21 protein-coding genes, 1 tRNA gene, 1 pseudogene and 1 other annotated feature (1 of these 24 cut by a window edge) are annotated in these 18,782 nt (G+C 36.5%); of the genes and pseudogenes, 6 read left to right on the forward strand and 17 right to left on the reverse strand.

Going from position 1 to position 18,782, the window contains the following annotated elements; all coding sequences use genetic code 11:
- Window positions 1–3 (reverse strand) — a sequence feature (sodium ion sensor (DUF1646 type); this cis-regulatory element may regulate processes involved in with the transportation of sodium ions); it reaches 43 nt to the left of the window's first position.
- Between the two features lie 411 nt (window positions 4–414).
- The 6 genes from CBF30_RS11925 to CBF30_RS04440 all read right to left on the reverse strand — a co-directional run bounded on the left by CBF30_RS11925 (window position 415) and on the right by CBF30_RS04440 (window position 2,789).
- Window positions 415–567: a MucBP domain-containing protein gene (locus CBF30_RS11925; protein ID WP_281273578.1), complete on the reverse strand. Its 153-nt coding sequence runs from the start codon at window positions 565–567 to the stop codon at window positions 415–417.
- A gap of 188 nt (window positions 568–755) precedes the next feature.
- The gene (locus CBF30_RS11785; protein ID WP_170168937.1) at window positions 756–929 is read right to left on the reverse strand and encodes a hypothetical protein; all 174 of its coding nucleotides are present in this window, start codon (window positions 927–929) and stop codon (window positions 756–758) included.
- Between the two features lie 188 nt (window positions 930–1,117).
- Window positions 1,118–1,318 (reverse strand): hypothetical protein, encoded by a 201-nt coding sequence (locus CBF30_RS04425; RefSeq protein ID WP_126823137.1) that lies wholly within the window; start codon window positions 1,316–1,318, stop codon window positions 1,118–1,120.
- A 45-nt stretch (window positions 1,319–1,363) separates the two neighbouring features.
- Window positions 1,364–1,744 carry a hypothetical protein gene (locus CBF30_RS04430; RefSeq protein WP_126823139.1) on the reverse strand — a complete coding sequence of 127 codons (381 nt, stop codon included), beginning with the start codon at window positions 1,742–1,744 and terminating at the stop codon, window positions 1,364–1,366.
- A gap of 116 nt (window positions 1,745–1,860) precedes the next feature.
- Window positions 1,861–1,934, reverse strand: a tRNA-Arg gene (locus CBF30_RS04435).
- A 417-nt stretch (window positions 1,935–2,351) separates the two neighbouring features.
- Window positions 2,352–2,789, reverse strand: coding sequence for a YrhA family protein (locus CBF30_RS04440; RefSeq protein ID WP_126823141.1), 438 nt, complete (start codon window positions 2,787–2,789; stop codon window positions 2,352–2,354).
- Between the two features lie 217 nt (window positions 2,790–3,006).
- Here CBF30_RS04440 and CBF30_RS04445 point away from each other — a divergent pair, with 217 nt between their 5' ends.
- From CBF30_RS04445 to CBF30_RS04460, 5 genes are all read left to right on the forward strand, one after another.
- A complete protein-coding gene (locus CBF30_RS04445) occupies window positions 3,007–4,035 on the forward strand; it encodes a D-alanine--D-alanine ligase family protein (RefSeq protein ID WP_126823143.1) in 1,029 nt (342 codons plus the stop codon).
- A 41-nt stretch (window positions 4,036–4,076) separates the two neighbouring features.
- Window positions 4,077–4,283, forward strand: coding sequence for a hypothetical protein (locus CBF30_RS04450; protein ID WP_126823145.1), 207 nt, complete (start codon window positions 4,077–4,079; stop codon window positions 4,281–4,283).
- Window positions 4,284–4,441: 158 nt separating this feature from the next.
- Window positions 4,442–4,591 carry a hypothetical protein gene (locus tag CBF30_RS11790; RefSeq protein WP_170168938.1) on the forward strand — a complete coding sequence of 50 codons (150 nt, stop codon included), beginning with the start codon at window positions 4,442–4,444 and terminating at the stop codon, window positions 4,589–4,591.
- A gap of 144 nt (window positions 4,592–4,735) precedes the next feature.
- Window positions 4,736–5,209 (forward strand): TspO/MBR family protein, encoded by a 474-nt coding sequence (locus tag CBF30_RS04455; protein WP_126823147.1) that lies wholly within the window; start codon window positions 4,736–4,738, stop codon window positions 5,207–5,209.
- Window positions 5,210–5,329: 120 nt separating this feature from the next.
- The gene (locus tag CBF30_RS04460; RefSeq protein ID WP_126823149.1) at window positions 5,330–5,758 is read left to right on the forward strand and encodes a GNAT family N-acetyltransferase; all 429 of its coding nucleotides are present in this window, start codon (window positions 5,330–5,332) and stop codon (window positions 5,756–5,758) included.
- A 287-nt stretch (window positions 5,759–6,045) separates the two neighbouring features.
- Here the strand turns inward: CBF30_RS04460 and CBF30_RS04465 are convergent, their stop codons facing one another.
- From CBF30_RS04465 to ulaG, 8 genes are all read right to left on the reverse strand, one after another.
- Entirely contained in the window at window positions 6,046–6,984 is a 939-nt protein-coding gene (locus tag CBF30_RS04465; RefSeq protein ID WP_126823151.1) for a metal ABC transporter substrate-binding protein, read from the reverse strand.
- Window positions 6,985–7,132: 148 nt separating this feature from the next.
- Complete coding sequence (locus CBF30_RS04470) at window positions 7,133–7,846, reverse strand: L-ribulose-5-phosphate 4-epimerase (protein WP_126823153.1); 714 nt, start codon at window positions 7,844–7,846, stop codon at window positions 7,133–7,135.
- Window positions 7,824–8,699, reverse strand: a complete 876-nt coding sequence (locus CBF30_RS04475; protein ID WP_126823789.1) for an L-ribulose-5-phosphate 3-epimerase — start codon at window positions 8,697–8,699, stop codon at window positions 7,824–7,826. The genes CBF30_RS04470 and CBF30_RS04475 overlap by 23 nt, the downstream gene beginning before the upstream one ends.
- Entirely contained in the window at window positions 8,692–9,342 is a 651-nt protein-coding gene (locus CBF30_RS04480; protein WP_126823155.1) for a 3-keto-L-gulonate-6-phosphate decarboxylase UlaD, read from the reverse strand. Before CBF30_RS04480 ends, CBF30_RS04475 begins: the two co-directional genes overlap by 8 nt.
- Before the next feature lie 17 nt (window positions 9,343–9,359).
- Window positions 9,360–9,662: a PTS sugar transporter subunit IIB gene (locus tag CBF30_RS04485; protein ID WP_126823157.1), complete on the reverse strand. Its 303-nt coding sequence runs from the start codon at window positions 9,660–9,662 to the stop codon at window positions 9,360–9,362.
- Window positions 9,663–9,676: 14 nt separating this feature from the next.
- On the reverse strand, window positions 9,677–11,143 hold the full coding sequence (locus tag CBF30_RS04490) for a PTS ascorbate transporter subunit IIC (protein WP_126823159.1): 1,467 nt from the start codon (window positions 11,141–11,143) through the stop codon (window positions 9,677–9,679).
- Window positions 11,144–11,162: 19 nt separating this feature from the next.
- On the reverse strand, window positions 11,163–11,621 hold the full coding sequence (locus tag CBF30_RS04495) for a PTS sugar transporter subunit IIA (protein ID WP_126823161.1): 459 nt from the start codon (window positions 11,619–11,621) through the stop codon (window positions 11,163–11,165).
- A gap of 14 nt (window positions 11,622–11,635) precedes the next feature.
- A complete protein-coding gene (gene ulaG / locus CBF30_RS04500; RefSeq protein WP_126823163.1) occupies window positions 11,636–12,700 on the reverse strand; it encodes an L-ascorbate 6-phosphate lactonase in 1,065 nt (354 codons plus the stop codon).
- Between the two features lie 206 nt (window positions 12,701–12,906).
- On the opposite strand from ulaG, the gene CBF30_RS04505 reads away from it, so the two are divergent.
- Window positions 12,907–13,674: a DeoR/GlpR family DNA-binding transcription regulator gene (locus tag CBF30_RS04505; RefSeq protein ID WP_126823165.1), complete on the forward strand. Its 768-nt coding sequence runs from the start codon at window positions 12,907–12,909 to the stop codon at window positions 13,672–13,674.
- 48 nt (window positions 13,675–13,722) lie between these two features.
- Here the strand turns inward: CBF30_RS04505 and CBF30_RS04510 are convergent, their stop codons facing one another.
- The 3 genes and pseudogenes from CBF30_RS04510 to CBF30_RS04520 all read right to left on the reverse strand — a co-directional run bounded on the left by CBF30_RS04510 (window position 13,723) and on the right by CBF30_RS04520 (window position 18,686).
- The gene (locus CBF30_RS04510) at window positions 13,723–15,162 is read right to left on the reverse strand and encodes a 6-phospho-beta-glucosidase (protein ID WP_126823167.1); all 1,440 of its coding nucleotides are present in this window, start codon (window positions 15,160–15,162) and stop codon (window positions 13,723–13,725) included.
- Between the two features lie 79 nt (window positions 15,163–15,241).
- Window positions 15,242–16,715 (reverse strand): annotated as a pseudogene (locus CBF30_RS12160) (glycoside hydrolase family 1 protein).
- Between the two features lie 27 nt (window positions 16,716–16,742).
- Entirely contained in the window at window positions 16,743–18,686 is a 1,944-nt protein-coding gene (locus CBF30_RS04520) for a beta-glucoside-specific PTS transporter subunit IIABC (protein ID WP_126823169.1), read from the reverse strand.
- Window positions 18,687–18,782: the final 96 nt, after the last annotated feature.

Raw genomic sequence — 18,782 nt, forward strand, 5'->3', positions numbered from 1 at the left:
ACCTTGTTCTATTTCATGATACCAAAAGCATAACACAAGAAAATGAAATTGTCTAGAAATTAAAAACATTAATCTTCTTTGATTTTAGAAGAAGTTTTTTACTATTTTCTTACCAGCTATTATTATAAGGAAAAATAATAGTCGATAAAACATGTATTATTAACTATTGAAATGATAGAATTTAGAAAAAATAAAAAACAGTTAGTCAGGATTTTCATCACTTTTGAAGACTGTGTTAATGGACCCATGCTAATATTTCCTATTACATAAAAAGTAGAAAAAAATTAGTCAAAAGTAATTCCTTATTGTTGTTTGACGCTTGACTAGTATCCGAAGAAGCTTTGGTGCTGCTAGTTTCTTTTTTATTTTTTTGTAAACATAGGTGTCGGTTTGTTCTGCTTCAGTAAAAGTACCTTATGGATTTACTTGCACTTCTTTAAAGGTATAGTCAGCTATTGTTTTTTGTTCGGTATTATAATTCGAACCTTGAAATCTTGATAAGAGTATTGGGTTTCCCACGTAATCATCTAATGTTAAAAGGTTCCCTTCTGTATCAACATATTTCACTGTAACTTCCCTTATCTTTTTAACTTCTAAAATAGTATTATTACTTTTCTCACTAACTTTATAATCTTCGAACTTTTCTCCACTTGGATATATAGTTGTTCCTGGTATATTCGTTTTAATTTTATCGCCCCATGTCGGCGATAAAAATTTTACTTTATACTTAATGCAATACTACTCTATTCCATTTTTTAACGGTGTCCTTGAAGCAACTCTAATAGGATATTTGGTAAAGCAACGTCAAGCAAAACATCAGCTCTTACTATTACAAATCCATCACCAGTAGTTTTTTCAGGTAACTTAATATTATTTTTCCCACTAGGAAGAACTAGTTTGTTAGTAGTTATGTCTGTATTAGTTGGCATACGGTCGAGTTTTCTCCGATAATCTTATACTTTGTAATAATTCAGCCTCTTACCAAGTATATTATTACTTTGACGTTCATTAAGAGAAAGACCTCTGGCATCTGTTATTCTTTTATTCTCTCTGACTAAGCATTCAGCAGTTCTAACAGTTTAACCTGATAGTGGTAATGTGAGACTCATGTGGTTCTTCATATATCACCAGAGCAATTCAGTAAGCCACTGTCAAAGTCAACGTGATTAGCTGTCAAAGAAGACAGTGCTTTCAGTCTGACACCTGTCTGCCATATTAGCAGAATAGCTGTGGCATCACTCAACTGAAAATAATCTATCAAAGAAATTTCACTGAGTAACAGCGTGCTATTTTTCTCTGTTGCCCTCTCTTTAAACACTTCATCCACTTTTATTCTTAGATAGTCAAAGAAGTCCCTCCTGTATCATTCCCGTTCTATAGTCCTACGTAAAACAGCCTTTACTGCTTTCATTCTGATTCTTTTAGTAGCAGGAGATACGCTCATACTGTCAAGCCATTTCAATAGAGCCATTAAATCCCCTCCGCCTACTTTATCATTCAATTGATCTGCGTAAATTATCTGTGAATAGTTTACATACTCTGTCATCCACTTTGTATAATCACGTATTGTGGCATCACGTAACCCATCTGCTATCCCGTGTTGAATAACTGTTTCCAGAGCGTCTAATACCTTTAACCTGTCACTATCAAGAGTGACCTCAGTCACATTAAGATCAACAGGGGTGACAGAATATATCCTCTTTTTTCTTCTACTGACTGTATTCTTCTCATTCTTTGTGTACATAAAAAAACCCTCCAACTGATTGTAGTGCAATAACCAGTTTAGAAGGGTTTAACTCTTTCATTTTCTGAAAGTCACAATGAAATTTTGATATGACAGCATTTAACTGTAAAAACTTACGTCACAGGAGGGATTCGAACCCCCGACCGTCCGCTTAGAAGGCGGATGCTCTATCCAGCTGAGCTACTGTGACAAATACTCAAGCAACATGTTATATTATAAATAATTTTTTTGAAAGTGTCAACCATTATTTTTGTTTTTTTTAGCAGGCAACAATGAGCTGTTTTTTCGGGAACCAGAGCATCTAAAAATTTCTAATTTTGTTATCGAATTAGATTATGGGATTCATTTTTTCCAAAGAAAAAAAGCGCAAAAAAATAAACATTTTTATACTTATAGCTTGATTTATTTAAGAGAACAAAAAGTCTAGACTCAACAAAATACTAAAATACACAACAAGACATCAATGGGAATATCAATCAGGCATTTATTTTAGTATTGTTTTTCTAGACTCAGAAAAAATACAACCACAATATGGTTAAATTAAATTTATCATATGTTTTTATATTTGTCATGTTAAAAATATCAAAAAAATAGAATTTGCTACAACTTAATGGTTTTTTAATAAGTTTTTAGTAAATTGCCCAAACAACTCTTCAAAGTTCGGATAGGTGGCTATTACTTCCCGATTGCTTTTATTCAAGCTTTCATATTGTTTCTTACGTTTGTCAAAAACATAGTAATATTGTGCATCTTCGGCAAAAAAAATTAAGTTTGTGATATTTTCTTTTTGAAAAAATGTTAGATTAACCGCTAAGATGCCCACAATCTTTTCTTTAGTTTTTACGATGTCTTGGTCTACCCCGTACATAGTCGAAGAATTACAGATGATTCCATTCACATTTTCTAGTAGATTTAGATATGATTTTGGAAGAAAACTGTTTAATTTTTGTGCCATTTGTTTTTGCAAATGAAAAATGTTATCTGGTGTTGCTGGAAGATTTTCTATAGGAAACTTGGCTCTGATCTGATTTAAGCGCTCTATCATTCCGTTTTTTCCTCTCTTTTTTATTTACGTCTAGCTCTTTTTCTATTTTACTACTCTTTTCAAACAACTAGTAGTAGAAAGCTTGGCTCTATTTGTATGTTTAATTCTTAAATTTTTACTAAGTTGATATATTTTTTTTGCTGGTTGTATGAATTGAGCATAGACTTATTTTAAGTAGTATTTTTTAACAGTATTATAATAGATTAGAGGTTAAATTATGAAAGTTGTCGTTTTAGCTGGAGGCCTTTCGGATGAGCGAAATGTCTCGCTCTCTTCTGGTGCACAAGTGAGAAAAGCACTTGAAGAAAATGGTCACAAAGCCTTTTTATTAGATGTTTATACAGGATTACCTGAAACAATCACTACGTTTGAGGAAGCCTATGATAGAGGAAAAGAAAATTCCTTTTCAACGAATATTTCAAAAGATGCGCCAGATTTGAATAAAATAAAAGAAGAACATAATCATCAAGCGGAACTCGTTGGACCAAACGTTTTGGCTGTTTGTAAAACTGCTGATGTGGTTTTTCTAGCGCTTCATGGTGCAATTGGTGAAAGTGGAAAAATCCAAGCGCTGTTTGACTTGTATGACATTTCATACACAGGATCAGGTTACCAAGGAAGCATGCTTGCTATGGATAAAATTTTAGCCAAGCAAATCATGGGTTACCATCATATCCCCACACCTCAGTGGATTGAATGGGACGATACTCAGACCTTTAGCTTGCCATGTGTTGTAAAACCAAACGCAAACGGGTCCAGTATTGGTGTGAGTATCTGTGAAACACAATCCGAGTTTGAACTGGCCATCAAAAACGCCAGTACTTACCATGACAAAATTTTAATCGAAGAAAAAATTTGTGGGCGTGAATTTTCTCTGGGCATTTTACTTGGTAAGGCATTGCCAATTATAGAAATTATCCCACCAGAGGATTCCTTTTATGATTATCAAAATAAATTCCAAACGGAAGGTGCAAAAGAAGAATGCCCTGCTGACTTGACTCCTACCCTAGTTTCTTCTATGCAGCAACTAGCGCTTCAGGTACATAAGGTACTAGGCTTAGGTAGCTACTCGCGCATTGATTTCTTACTTGATTCGCAAAATCATCTGTATTGTATCGAGGCGAACACACTCCCAGGTATGACTCCTTTGAGTTTGCTTCCACAAGAAGCTGCTGCTTGTGGCATATCCTTTAATGAATTATGTGAAACAATGCTTCAAAATCCTTATTCAAGTCCATTTGTCTAAAAGTTTGGTACTCTTGTTGTTTTGAGAAAGGAGAACTTCAAATGAGATATAATGATGAAATTGCCACAAAAATTCTTGCAGAATCCCATCGGCACGTTGGAAAATTAATTCCACATATTTATACCCTTCCTCATGAATCTCAATTAGATGTTAAACTAACTGCAGAACAATTGATTAAAGAAGAGAAAATTCATGCCAAAGTTGACACTATTTTCAACGGAACTTGTCGGATTATTTTTAAAAAATAGTTTTTATCGTCTGTTTATTGTTTTACTAATTTATACTCACTGTCTTTTAAAAAAAGCAAAATAATTTGCTTTTTTTTTTTAATCATGCTATATTAACTATGGAATTTCGTTATTACTTTCGTTGCCTTTCATAGAACGTTTAAGAAAGGAGAATGTATATGACATATGATAACAAAATCTTTCAATATCGTGTAGCACTTGATACAAACACACAAATGTTTATGGTTATTGATGCAAACAACCAAGAAAAAATTGCTTACGGTATTACGATTGAACAAGCTGTTAAAGAATTAAAAAACTCTAACTAAGGAGCTTAACAAAACGTGGAAGATGCCAGTTTTACTTTGTTATAAAGGTATTTAGTGAACTTGAACAAATCACTAGATGCCTTTTTGTTGTAGCTATTCTTACGATGAAAGTTGACAATCCATACTTAGAAAGGTAGATTCTTTATGAAAATTAAACAATGGATACAACTGTTACTCTATATTTTTGTTATTGAAGGAATTGGCGCTTTATCTGCTTTTTTATCTGGAGATATTGCTCAAAAATATAGTTTACTGACCAAAATTCCTCTTTCTCCTCCTAGCTCTCTTTTTGGAATTGCTTGGCCACTTCTTTATCTATTCATGGCGCTTGCTTTATTTCTTATCCACCAAGAAAACAAACTAAAGGCTCATAAAAAGAAAGCCACACTTCTTTTCTCACTTCAATTGTTTTTTAATTTTTTATGGTGTATTCTCTTTTTCGGTTCAAATACAATGTGGTTGGCTTTTTTGGTTATTGTGATTTTAGATTGTTCCGTTTTCTTGACTTTACGTTATTTTTACTTTTTAAATAAATGGGCCGGCTGTCTTTTTGTCCCGTATCTTTTATGGATTCTATTTGCTACTTATTTAAATTTTGGGTTTGCACTTGTCAATTGACATTGGAAAATAGAAAATATCCATTCATTCATATGAAGCAAGCTTAAAATATAAAAATCACAGATTACATACACTGATACTTAGAACAAAATAAACGAAAAAATTAGGGATGAATGCGCAATGGAATTATTTAAAAAAAGGATTGAAGAAAAAGCTAGTGTCATCCGCCCTAGACTATTGATTTACAATCAATCAAAGTTTACACAGCCTGTGTCGGATACGAAAGAGGTTTATGAGTGGATTTTAAAAGAAAAAGAAGTACTAATCGGTGGTGTTACTGCTAGTTTCTACTGGGAAAAAGCTCATATTGATTTTTTATGGGTTGACGAGGACTATCGTGGAAAAAAAATAGGCCAGCAACTGCTACAAACAGTTACTGACTTTGCTCACGAAAAAAATAGTCGCTATCTCCAATTAGAAACTTTTGATTTTCAAGCTCCCTTATTTTATCAGAAAATGGGCTTTGAGATCTTTGGTGTTTTAGATGACAGTCCTTATGATGGATGTAAACAATATTTTTTAAAAAAAGAGCTGAGAAAAACGACCTAAAATTGGCGAAAGCCACTCGCAATGGAGTGGCTTTCTAATTAAAAATAGTTACTGATAAAGTATTTTTGTTCCTGAAAAACTATTCATGTTACTTTCTTACTTCTCGTTTAGCCGGTATAAACCCTACCTCTTTTATACCCTTGTAGCCCTTTAGCTACGCCAGTCTTGATTAAACTTCATCAAAATAAAAACAAGTAAAACTACAGTGCTTATCTTCAATACTCTTTTATTATAAGCTATTTCTTTATATCTGACAATACATCCAAGGTCTGAGTAACCTCGCTTATTTATTTCACTACCTTTTGTAGCGCTGTTAAGTTTTGCTCCATCACACCAATATAGTCCAAGCCTTTCGCTTGATTTTTTTCGGTAATCCCTTCGATTGGACTTAACACTTCAAGTGAAGCTCCTGTTGCTGAAGAGACGGTTTCAGCTACTTTTTTTGAAGCAAGCTCTTCTGTAAAAATAATTTTAACATTGTTTTTCTTCACGTAGTCCTCAATTTTCGCTAGACTTGCAGCACTAGGTTCTTGATCTGGTGATAAACCAGAGATAGCCATTTGATTTAAGTTATAACGTTTTGCTAGATAAGCAAATGCTGTATGCTGTGTAACAAAATTACGATTGGTAGCATCTTTTAACGCAGTTTCGTATTTTGTATGAAGCGCCTCTAGTTTTTTGGTATACGCATCTGCATTTTTTTCATAGGTTTTCTTTTGGTCATTATTTGCTTTCACAAACCCTTTTTCAATGGTTGCTACTTCTTGTTTGGCTAAAACTGGATCTAACCAAACATGTGGATCATAAGCATGGCTATGACCTTCATGGCTGTGTCCTTCTTCTTCTTCTTCCGAACCTTCCATTAAAGTAATGCCTTTACTTGCTTCAATGACAGTCGTTTTTTTCGTGTCAATCTGTTTTAAAACAGATGGTACCCACGTTTCCATCTCATCTGAGTTATAAATAAAGACGTCTGCATCTTGAATTTTTGCAATATCTTTAGCACTAGGCTCATAATCATGTGGTTCTGTATTTGCTCCAATCAACATTGAAATGTTTGCTGTATTCCCAGCGACATTTTTAGTAAAATCATACATTGGATAAAAGGTTGTCACAACCTTCAATTTTTTGCTATCATTTGATGTCGTCTCTTTTTGAGAACACGCTCCGAGCGTCAATAGAAAGACCACACTTAAAATTATTCCTAACCACTTTTTCGATTTCATTCTTAACTTCCTTCCTTCTGCAAAATTATAAAACGTAATTATTACTATTTGCTAATAAAGTATACCTAATTTCTTTCATTCTTGCAACTCTTTTCATAAAAAAAGACCTGACAAGTTAGTCAGATCTCTCACAAACAGCAAGTATTCGCTAGTTTTGTCCATAGTAGGCTTTCTTTCCATGCTTTCTATAATAGTGTTTATCGAGTAAATAATTAGGAACTGGCTCAACTTGTTTTTTTAATTGTTCCGTTCCCAGAGCCATTTTTGCGACTTCTTCTAAAATAACACTGTTTTCAACTGCTTTTTCTGGTGTATCTCCCCAGCTAAAGATACCATGTCCCTGAACAATTACAGCTGGAATCGCTTGGTAGTCCAACCCGTCTTTAACAAAAGATTCGACGATAACCTTCCCTGTTTCTTGCTCATAGCAAGAAGTGATTTCACTTTCTGTGAGCATCCTGGTACACGGAACACTACCGTAAAAGGTATCCGCATGTGTTGTCCCATATACTGGAATATCCCTACCAGCCTGCGCCCACATCACAGCATTTGTAGAATGAGTATGAACAACCCCCCCGATTGCTTCAAATTTTTGATACAATACCAAATGAGTTGGGAGATCTGATGAGGGTTTCCAACCTTTTTTTTCTACCAGATTCCCCTCCAAGTCGGTTACAACCATCTGCTCAGGAGTCATTACATCATAAGGAACTCCACTTGGCTTGATGACAACCACTCCCAAATCTCGATTGATTTCGCTCACGTTTCCCCAAGTAAGTTTAATCAAACCCATTTTTTTTAGTGATAGATTTGCTTCAAACACTCGCTGTTTCATAAGTTCAATCGTTTGTTTTTGATTCATGTTCATACCCCACTTCTTTTAAGATCGGCAGTAAAAATTGATACGCTTTTTCAATCTCTTTTATTGGTTCCTGACTTTTTCCACTCCACATTTCGATTAAAAATGGTCCTTGATAGTTTAACCGTTTCAATGTGGCTAAACAACCTTTAAAATCGACACAGCCTTCTCCAAAAACTACTTCCTTAAACTTGCCAGGAAAATCCCCTTTGACAGCAAGCGTGTCCTTAAGATGAACATTGGTAATATGCGAAATACCTTTTTCTAGCTCATAACCAGGATCATTTTCAGGCCATGCAGACAAGTTTCCAATATCTGGATACACTTGCAGCCAAGGAGAAGGAATCTGTTTTTTTATTTCTAAAAACTTAGTAATCGAGTTGATAAAAGGATCATCCATAATTTCAACAGACAGCATCACACCTTTTTTTTCTGCCATGTGAACGGCTGTCTTTAACTGACGGATAAAAAATTCTCTAGAAGAAACTGTTTTTTCTTCGTAATATACATCGTAGCCTGCAATTTGTATCGTCCGAACACCCAAATCACTTGCTAGATCAATTGCTTGTTGCATGATTTCAAGTGCTTTTTTTCGTTTTTTTAAATCATTTGAACCAAATGGATAGCGTCGATGCGCGCTCAAACACATGGATAAAATTGGGATCTTCGTCTCACTCATTGTCTGTACTAAATCTTGACGTTCTTTTTTAGACCATGTTAGTCTTTCAATTCGCTCATCCGTCTCGTCAATTGACAGCTCAACATAATCAAATCCTAGTTTTTTAGCGATTTCCAACCGCTCTTTCCATGAAATATCTTGGGGTAAAGCTTTTTCATATATTCCTAGGCTAATCAACTCCATCCCCCCAAATTCTTGTAATTTCATCTTGAAACTCTATCGCCGCACTTCTTGGATCCACACTTGCAGTAATACCTCTTCCAGCAATGAACGTATAAACTGGAATTTCTCTAAACAAAGAAAGTGTCTGCACTGTCAAACCGCCTGTAACAGAGACATTAAAGCCCATATCAGTTAGCTCTTTTAACCGTTTTAAATCTTTTTCCCCCCATGTTTCACCTGCAAGAAGCGCATCACGACTTTGATGATAAATAACTTGTTTGATCCCAATATCACGCCATTTCTGTGCTTGCTCCACTGTCCACTGGCCGTATAACTCAATCTGAATTTCTTCTATTTCTTTGGCTGCGGCTTGAATCGTTGCTAGCGTAGCGCTACAAATGCAGGTCATCCAATTTGCACCTGCTTGAGCGCAATTTTTCGCCACAGTTCCTCCTGCATCGGCGCATTTTGTATCGGCAATCACGATTTGGTTAGGATAGAGCGCACGTAAGCATCTAATCGCCTCTTGTCCAGCTTGTAAGCAAAGAATAGTTCCAACTTCAATAATATCCACAACATCTCCAATTTTATAGATATCCCCAAGCGCATCAGCGAGCGAGGAATGATCTAGCGCCACTTGCAAATTAGGCTTTGCCATATTTCTTCCTTCTTTCTTTACTTTTTAAAACGTTCACTTAAATCTGTCTTTTCGACACATTCTTTGATTTCTTTGGCGGACATCACATTTTTAATCCCACAAACTGTCACACCTTTTTTCTTTGCCGCATCAAACATCGACAAAAAGTTCATTGGACAAAATACCACGTCATATTGTGCAGCCGTACTTTTTCCTTCTGAAATTGCACAATGATGTAAATTTGTAACAGGTATGCCTAATTCTTTCAATGCTTTTTCTACACTTTTTTTCATCATCAAGCTTGTTCCTGAACCATTTGCACACGATACTAATACTCTCATCTTGGTTTCCTCCTTTAGTTTTCTTTACTTTTTCTTTCTAAATAAGCATCATAGTCTTTCACAATTAAAAAATAACCTTTTGGATCTTTCCGATATTGCCATTGAGGGATAAGTATCAGAACAGCTACTACCACGACAATTCCTGCATAGCCTAAAAATTTCATGATGACGGTAAACATCGGCCAGATTGTAGCCCAGTCAAACATTCCCAAATATCCACCATAAGAAGAAAGCCCCACCCAACTTGCTATGAGCGCCGAGCCTGCCACTTGAATCATGCCTGAAAGAAACGGTAAGATACAGGCAGCTTTAATCCCACCACGATTGTTTGCGTATACCGCAAAGGCTGCATTATCAAAAAATAATGGAATAAACCCAGCGATAATAACGGTTGGTGAGCGGAACAAGATCAATGCCCCAATGACTAAAAACTGTCCTAACGCTCCGAATAAAAAGCCTAATGTCACTGCATTTGGCGATCCAAACGCAAAAGTTGCTGCGATGTCAATCCCTGGAATCGCTCCAGGTAAGATAGTATTTGAGATACCGGTAAAGGATTCTGTTAATTCGGAGACAAACGTTCTAACGCCTAACTGTAAAATTGCCAAGTTAACCGCAAACTGCAAGGATGTGGTCATAATGTAAAAGAAAAAATTTTGTGTAGGAAGAATGACTTTTGTATCGACGAAATACGCTTTTCCAAGTACTCCCATAATTATTCCAAAAAACAGAAGCATCAAAATAGCTGTTGCCACCATATTTTCATTGAATATGGACAAAAATCCAGGTAGCTCAACCTCTTCAATTTTTTTACTCACTCTTTTTTTAGATTTAAATTTTCCAGCAAGGTACGATACAAACGCAATCCCAAAAGTCTGCTGATGCGCAACGGCAAAGCCTGCACCTTCTGTCAATTCTTGTGTGACATCAACGGTCAAATTAGAGCCGACCGCCCAATATAGACCTAAAATAATCCCCATAACTGCCAAAATTTCCCATCTTCCTAATTCTGGAAAACAAAAGAGAATCAACCAAAAAGCTGTTGCTGCTTGTTGAACCTGTACATTCCCCGTTGTAAAGACCGCTCGAAGTTTGGTATATTTTTGAAAAAGTACCAACAAAATATTCAGAATAAATGCAATTAAGAGAAGTAACATCACGTCCCCAAAGGCTTTAGATGGATCATGTGATACAGCATCTTGAATCGCATTTTGCCCAAAGTAAGGGTCAATAACTGTCGCATGTAACTGAAACCGATCCTTTAAGCCCGCTAGGATAGGCCGAAAATTATTGACCAGACCACTTGAACCAACCATTAAAATAAAATATCCTACAGTCGCTTTTAAAAAGCCGCCTAAGCACTCATACCATGGCTTTTTCAAAAGCATATAGCCAATTAATACTATAAATCCGATAAAATAAGCAGGCTGAGTCAAAATATTATCGGCAAAAAATTTCCAAATACTGAACAGTAGCTGCATTTTTTTTCCTCTTTTCTCTTTAAATGGCGAACATTTCCGTTACCTCTAAGTAATCTTCCATGGTTTTACAATTTAAAAGACGATCAACCAGTCCTTCTTGCATCAATAATTCAGCTAATTTTGCGATATTTTCCGTATGCTTTTCTGGATTTTTAGCTGCTAAAGTGAAAAATAATTTTGCGGATTTATCTGGATTTCCTTTTTCAAAAGGTACAGCTTCCTTAAAGATTGTCAGAGAAATAGCTGTTCCCAAAACACCCAAGCTCTGCTCAGAGGAATGCGGCATCGCAACTCCTGGCATCAATACAATGTATGGTCCGTATTTTTCAATACACTGAATCATCTCATCCACATAAACTTGTGTAATCACAGATTTTTCAAGTAAGTTTTGGCAGCTTATTTGAATAGCCTCTTGCCAATTCTTAGGTTGTTCTGTGCTAAAACGAAGATAATCTTTTTCATAAAAATAGTTTAGCATCCTCGCTCCTCCTCTTATAAAAATGATGGAAATGGTGTATCATTGTCTACTGAAAATACATCTTTGAAACCACGATCAAAATTAAAAATCATTTTTTCTTTGTCATTTGGATAGGTAAATTTTCCACCCACTTGCCATATAAAAGGCGTGAATTGGTAGTTAAGACGGGCTTTTTTGAAATTCCAAAGCATGATAATTTCTGTTGGATCTGCCATAAAGTTTGACCAGATATCATGATGGACCGGTATCACTACTTGTGTATTCAAAGATTCAGCCATACGCAGTAAATCTACAGAAGTTAATTTGTCTGTAATGCCTCGAGGATTTTCTCCATATGCACCCAAACAAACGTCTACCTTGTGTTCGTTTCCATGTTTTGCAAATCTATTACTGTAATGTGAATCTCCGGCATGATAAATGTTGCCGCCTTCTGTTTCAAATAAATAGTTTACCGCAATCTCATCCATATCTGCGGGCATTTTCCCTTTTAATTGTTCGGAATCATTCGAGCAAGTAATCAAGGCCGTCCGGTCGAAAGCTTCTAGCGCTACAATTGTCACATCTTTCACTTTTATGCGATCGTTTGGTCGTACAACAATTGTCTTCTCCTTTGGTATGCCCCAACCAATCCAAGTGTTCACTACTTCTTTTGGTCCAATAAATTTGGCTTGTGGACAGTTTTTATGAACTGCACTTGCCGTATATATATCTAAGTGATCGGAATGAATATGTGTGACGACCAAAGCATCAACATTTTTAACTTCAAACGGATCTAACACAAATGGCTGAGTACGCAAATTAGGTTGCAGATTCTCAACCCCACTCATACGCATCATTTGATGCCCTTTTTTCATCTTCCCGTTTCCATGAGATTGTTTCCCGGTACCACACCATAAATCACATAAAATATTGGTTTGACCAGAAGATTTCAACCAAATCCCTGTACATCCTAACCACCACATAGAAACCGTTCCCTTAGCAACCTCGGTACGCTCAATCTCCTCATTTAGCCAGCTTCCCCACTCTGGAAAAGTTTGATCAATCCAGTCTTTTTTTGAAATATTTTCTACATTTTTCATGTTTTTCTCCTCCTTTATTAGCAATCCTTACAGTTAAATTGTATACGCTTACAATTTAATTATCAATCTCATTTTATGAACATTTGCATTTTTTTATGATTATTTAAAAAATTAATTATTTAAAAAAACATATAATAGATTAATTGTTTTTTTTGTGCTATCCTTTGATAAGAGACGTAATCAGATGAGGTGAAGGAGGATTTCAGATGAAAGCATCTTACGAAGAGATTAAAAAAAGGCAAAATGCCCTTTTAAAAGTACTAGATCAAACTAAGCAAGCTACTGTTTCTAATTTGGCACAAGAGTTATCAGTATCCGAAGTAACCGTTCGTCGCGATTTGCACCTATTAGAAAAAATGGCGCTCATTGAAAGGTTTCATGGTGGTGCTAGAATCATTGATGCAATTCAAACAAATGATGCATTAGAAAAAATAGAACAAATAAAAAAAGCGCTCGCTCAAAAAGCGGCGTCCTTTATACAAAATGGCCAGACTGTTTTTCTTAATACTAGTTCTACTGCTTTACTTTGCGTTTCAGAATTACAGGAGAAGCGTGTCAATATCATTACCAACAACGTCAAGGCTTCTACAGTTGAGCATCATCCCAATACGACAATTATTTTGTCAGGAGGAGAAATTCGCTTTCCAAAAGAAGCACTTGTTGGAGATATTGCGATCGACTCCTTTTCTAAAATGAAAGCTGATATCGCCATTATTGGTTGTAATGGGGTTAGTCCAGAGGAAGGGATTACCACACCGGTTTTACACGAGGCGAAAATCAATTCTTTAATCTTAGAACGAACAACCGGCCTCAAGATTGTTGTTGCTGATTACCGGAAAATAGGGACTACCACGAACTTTTTAAGTGGCTCGTTAAAAATGATTAATTATCTAATTACTGACAGCTTTGCGGACCCTAAAATGATTAAACAGATTGAAAAACAAGGCGTCATCGTGATTCAAATACCTATTTAAAAAAGACTCGGGCAAAACGTTTCTGTTTTATCCGAGTCTTTTTAATTTTTAATCTAAGTTTTCACCATTTGTTGCAATCACTTTTTTATACCAATCAAAGGATTTTTTCTTGGTACGTTTGAGTGTTCCGTTTCCCTCGTTATCTCTATCGACATAGATAAAACCATATCGCTTCTTCATCTCACCAGTCCCCGCACTAACCAAATCAATACAGCCCCATGTAGTGTAGCCTAAAAGCTCAACACCATCTTCTACAATAGCTTCCTTCATTGCTTTAATGTGTTCTCTTAAATAATCAATTCGGTAGTCATCTTTGACATAGCCATTTTCATCTGGTTCATCCACTGCGCCAAGTCCGTTTTCAACGATGAATAGTGGCTTTTGATAGCGATCATACATAGCATTCATCGTAATCCTCAACCCTAACGGATCAATTTGCCACCCCCATTCACTCGCTTCTAAATAAGGATTTTTAGTTGAAGCAAAAATATTTCCTTCAGTTTCATTATGCTTAGAGTCAGTACTTGCCACTCTTGATGAGTAATAAGAAAACGAAATAAAGTCTACTGTGTTGTTTTTCAACAACGTCAAATCCCCTTCTTCCATCTTAATCTCAATTCCTTTTCGTTCTAACTCTTTCCGAGCATACGCTGGATATTCTCCTCTTGATTGTATGTCTACAAAGAAATAATTTTCACGATCTTCTTGCATGCCTTTCCAAACATCTTCAGGTTTGCATGTATAAGGATAGTAGTTCCCAGCAGCAAGCATACAACCTACTTTATTTTCTGGATCAACTTCATGCGCGATTTTTGTTGCAATTGCACTGGCCACAAGTTCATGATGAGCGGCTTGATACTTCACTTGTTCTTGATTTTCGTCTGCTTCAAATACAAGACCAGCTCCCATAAAAGGGGCATGCAAAATCATATTAATCTCGTTAAAGGTCAACCAATATCTGACCAAGCCTTTGTAACGATTAAAAATCACCTGACAAAGATTTTCATAAAATTCAACCAATTTTCGATTACGCCAAGAACCATATTCTGTAATTAAGTGCATTGGGCAATCAAAGTGCGTAATGGTCACGAGTGGCTCTATACCGTATTTACGACATTCCTTAAACATCTCTTCATAAAATTTTAACCCTGCTTCATTTGGTACTTTTTCATCGCCATTTGGGAAAATGCGTGACCAAGCAATAGAAAGACGGTAAGTTTTAAAGCCCATTTCTGCAAATAAAGCAATATCGTCTTTGTATCTGTGATACATATCAATTGCTTCTTTAGCAGGATAAAAGTGCTCCTCATCAAAGTTTAACGATTTTTTTAGTCCTGCAATAATAGGCAGACGGTCTTTGCCAATCGGTACAACATCAACATTGGCAAGACCTCTTCCAGCTTCCTTGTAGCCACCTTCGCATTGGTTTGCCGCAGTTGCCCCGCCCCACAAGAAATCTTTTGGAAAGCCTGTATCTTTAAGTACCATATTTCTTCATCTCCTTTTTTCTTTTAGTTTATCATTAACAAATAACGTCGCGCTTTCTTTTTTGTTTTTTTCGAAGGAACTAGTTTTTATTTGAACTTGGCAGGCTCGTTAAATCTGCTCCGTTTGTTCGGATTACTTTTTGGTACCAATAAAAGGAATCTTTTTTGCTCCTAGCAAGCGTTCCTCCCCCTTGATCATCTTGATCTACATAGATGAAGCCATATCGTTTAGACATCTCGTTGGTGCCTGCACTAATCAAATCGATACAGCCCCACGATGTATACCCCATCAACTCGACTCCATCTTTGATTGCTAAGGCCATTTGCTCAATGTGAGCTTTCAAATAATCAATTCGATAGTGATCATGAATATGCCCATCTTCTTCAATCGTATCATAAGCACCTAGTCCATTTTCTACGATAAAAAGTGGAATTTGATAGCGATCATATAGCTTGTTTAAAGTAATACGCAACCCTTTTGGGTCAATTTGCCAACCCCAGTCACTGACGCTTAGGTACGGATTGGGCTGACCATTTCCAAAGTTTCCAATAGCTGCTTCTTTTTCCTTACTTGATTTAACTACAGTCATATAGTAACTAAAGGACATAAAATCAACCGTATGAAGTTGGATAATTTCTTCATCTCCTGGAAGCATCTCAATCTTTATTCCCCGATCTTTTAAATAATCCTTTGATAAAGTTAGGATATTTACCTCTGATTTGAACATCAGAGAAGAAAAGGTTGAATTGATCACTTTCAAGAGCTTTTTGAATATCGTCTGGATTGCATGTTTCAGGATACGATTCCATCCGAGCTAACATACATCCAACTTTTGCTTTTGGCATTTTTGCATGTGCTGCCTTGGTAGCAAGCGCACTGGCTACAAATTGGTGATGTAGCCCTTGAAAAGTTAAGCCTTGATCCTTTCCGTCCTCTTCTTTTAAAATTCCTCCACCAACAAATGGATTGGGAACCATTACGTTAATTTCATTAAAGGTCAACCAGTACTTAACTTTATTTTGATATCGGTCAAAAACAGTTTCACAGTAATGAAGAAAAAAAGCAATCATTTTTCTATTTGCCCAGCCACCATACTCCAAGGCTAAATGAAGGGGCATTTCATAATGCGAGAGTGTGACTAGTGGTTCAATACCGTATTTTAAACACTCATCAAAAACTGCATCATAAAATTTAAGTCCTGCTTCATTGGGCTCCTCTTCATCTCCATTTGGAAAAATCCGTGGCCATGAGATGGATAAACGAAATGTTTTGAAGCCCATCTCAGCGAATAAAGCAATATCCTCCTGATAGTGATGATAAAAATCGACCCCTCTTCTTTTTGGAAAATTATCGCCCAACTTTCCAGAAAGCGCTGCTTCGACCATAAACCGGGTTGGAAAAGATAAATCTTTTCCTTTTCCTCCCCCATAAGGAATCACATCGAAGACAGACAACCCTTTCCCATCTTGATCATAAGCTCCTTCTAGCTGATTTGCTGCTGTAGCCCCACCCCACAAAAAGTTTTGGGGAAATACGCTATTTGTTGTCCTCATTTTCTGCCTCTTTTCTTTTTACTGACTTTATTTTTCGACTTTTATTAAAAATTCTCCTTGGCTAATTTCTTCCTTTTTTGCCACTTCTATCTCTTGATAATCGATTGAATTCGTAATAACAATTGGAGAAATCATGTTGTAGCCTGCTGCCTCAATCATTTTTTGATCGAACTCAATTAAAAGATCCCCTTGTTTGACTTGATCGCCAGTTTTCACATAAGACGTAAAACCTTTGCCTTTGAGTTCAACCGTATCCATACCTAAATGAACGAGAACTTCAATTCCATCTGTTGAAATCAAACCAAGGGCATGGCCAGTCGGAAAGATAGTTGAGACCGTCCCAGCTACAGGTGCAACCAGACGTCCTTCACTGGGATAGATGGCTACTCCGGCTCCCATTGCGCCCGATGAAAAAACCTCATCTTTGACTTCTGCTAAAGGAACTACTTTGCCACTGAGAGGACTATGAATTTCCCCTTCAACATTTTGCAGTTCTAAAACCGAATTTTTTTCCTTATTTATGGAGGGTTTGCTTATTTCCGCTATTGGTTCTTCTTTAAAACCTATCAAGTAAGCAAAGGTAAATCCGAGCACAAGAGATACCACACTAGCGATTAATGCTCCGTAAAAAGCTGTATCAATACCAGTTTTAGGATTTAAATAACTAGGATAAGCAAAAATCCCTAACCCTCCAGAAGTATATGCTAACGTCTTGAAAAAACCTAAAATTCCTCCTCCGACCGCACCTGCAATACAACTTGCATAAAATGGTTTTTTTAATGGCAAAGTCACACCATAAATTGCCGGCTCAGTTACACCAAATATTCCAGAAATAAAAGCAGGGATTGAGAGGGCTTTGGTTTTTTTATTTTGCGTGCGCAGATAGACCGCAGCCACTGCTCCAGTCTGAGCAAATGAGCACCCAAAACTAAGCACGACTATCGGGTCATAGCCAATGGTTCCAAGGTTCATTAGCATGATCGGAACTAAGCCCCAATGCAAACCAAACATGACAAAAATTTGCCAAAAACCACCTAGGAAAATACCGGTTAAAATCGGATTAAAATTATAGAGGGAACTAGTAGCAGCCCCTAATAAGTCTCCTGCCCAAGTAGCAATTGGACCAATTACTAAAAAGGTAACTGGAACCATCACAAGTAACGTAAAAAATGGTAATAAAAACATTTTGACTACATCAGGAATCACTTTAGAAAAGAATTTCTCTACTTTTGAAGACACATAGGTTGACAAAATAATCGGAATCACAGAAGACGCATAGCTCATCATAATGACTGGAATCCCAAAGAACGTAATTCTCACTGGTGCTTCAAACAAGGTGCCTTTAAATAAAGTATATAAGACCGGAAAGGCTTTATCTGAAACAGCCAAGGGTGCAAGTGAAGCGATAGAAGGATAAATCATCGCTGCAGCTATCGCCATGGCAATAAAGGGATTAGAGCGGAATTTCTTTGCAGCGTTGTATCCTAGAAAGATTGGCAATGCGTTGAACATCGCATCACCTGCGGCAGTCAAAATAATAATCGTTCCAGAATTTGCTGGAAAGACACTAAATGCAGTTAGAAGTGCAACTAGGCCTTTAATCATACCCGAAGCAGCTAAAACACCTAATGTTGGGGTGAATATCCCAGAAATAAGGTCAATAAATCGATCAAACAAATTTCCCACTGGCTCATCTGCATCTGAAATATCCATACTTTCTGTTTTGAACCCACCAATTGCTACGACATCAGCAAAAACATCGGACACCTGATTCCCAATTACCACTTGATATTGCCCACCACTTTTCATCACAGTGACTACTCCATCTAAATTTTTGAGGCCTTCTGTATCCGCGATACTCTCATCTTTTAGCTTAAAACGTAAACGTGTTACACAGTGAAAAACACTCGTAACGTTATCTGGCCCACCAACTCCCTCAATAATTTGTTTGGCTAATTGCTCATACTTCATAATGTTTCCTCCTTCTATGCTTCTTTTGTCTTTGAGAAATAAAAAAACCTAAACGGACATAACCCTCTCAGGTCACGTCAGTTTAGGTTATGCCCA

The organism is Vagococcus entomophilus (assembly GCF_003987595.1).
Lineage (GTDB): Bacteria > Bacillota > Bacilli > Lactobacillales > Vagococcaceae > Vagococcus_E > Vagococcus_E entomophilus.

Bases quoted from the DNA above. Each gene is read 5' to 3' on its own strand.
- CBF30_RS04455 (WP_126823147.1), top strand. From the start codon at position 4,736: ATGAAAATTAAACAATGGATACAACTGTTACTCTATATTTTTGTTATT.
- CBF30_RS04480 (WP_126823155.1), bottom strand. From the start codon at position 9,342: ATGGCAAAGCCTAATTTGCAAGTGGCGCTAGATCATTCCTCGCTCGCT.
- CBF30_RS04485 (WP_126823157.1), bottom strand. From the start codon at position 9,662: ATGAGAGTATTAGTATCGTGTGCAAATGGTTCAGGAACAAGCTTGATG.
- CBF30_RS04460 (WP_126823149.1), top strand. From the start codon at position 5,330: ATGGAATTATTTAAAAAAAGGATTGAAGAAAAAGCTAGTGTCATCCGC.
- CBF30_RS04495 (WP_126823161.1), bottom strand. From the start codon at position 11,621: ATGCTAAACTATTTTTATGAAAAAGATTATCTTCGTTTTAGCACAGAA.
- CBF30_RS04470 (WP_126823153.1), bottom strand. From the start codon at position 7,846: ATGAATCAAAAACAAACGATTGAACTTATGAAACAGCGAGTGTTTGAA.
- CBF30_RS11790 (WP_170168938.1), top strand. From the start codon at position 4,442: ATGACATATGATAACAAAATCTTTCAATATCGTGTAGCACTTGATACA.
- CBF30_RS04465 (WP_126823151.1), bottom strand. From the start codon at position 6,984: ATGAAATCGAAAAAGTGGTTAGGAATAATTTTAAGTGTGGTCTTTCTA.
- ulaG (WP_126823163.1), bottom strand. From the start codon at position 12,700: ATGAAAAATGTAGAAAATATTTCAAAAAAAGACTGGATTGATCAAACT.
- CBF30_RS04520 (WP_126823169.1), bottom strand. From the start codon at position 18,686: ATGAAGTATGAGCAATTAGCCAAACAAATTATTGAGGGAGTTGGTGGG.
- CBF30_RS11785 (WP_170168937.1), bottom strand. From the start codon at position 929: ATGCCAACTAATACAGACATAACTACTAACAAACTAGTTCTTCCTAGT.
- CBF30_RS04510 (WP_126823167.1), bottom strand. From the start codon at position 15,162: ATGGTACTTAAAGATACAGGCTTTCCAAAAGATTTCTTGTGGGGCGGG.
- CBF30_RS04490 (WP_126823159.1), bottom strand. From the start codon at position 11,143: ATGCAGCTACTGTTCAGTATTTGGAAATTTTTTGCCGATAATATTTTG.
- CBF30_RS04450 (WP_126823145.1), top strand. From the start codon at position 4,077: ATGAGATATAATGATGAAATTGCCACAAAAATTCTTGCAGAATCCCAT.
- CBF30_RS04505 (WP_126823165.1), top strand. From the start codon at position 12,907: ATGAAAGCATCTTACGAAGAGATTAAAAAAAGGCAAAATGCCCTTTTA.
- CBF30_RS04445 (WP_126823143.1), top strand. From the start codon at position 3,007: ATGAAAGTTGTCGTTTTAGCTGGAGGCCTTTCGGATGAGCGAAATGTC.
- CBF30_RS04440 (WP_126823141.1), bottom strand. From the start codon at position 2,789: ATGATAGAGCGCTTAAATCAGATCAGAGCCAAGTTTCCTATAGAAAAT.
- CBF30_RS04430 (WP_126823139.1), bottom strand. From the start codon at position 1,744: ATGTACACAAAGAATGAGAAGAATACAGTCAGTAGAAGAAAAAAGAGG.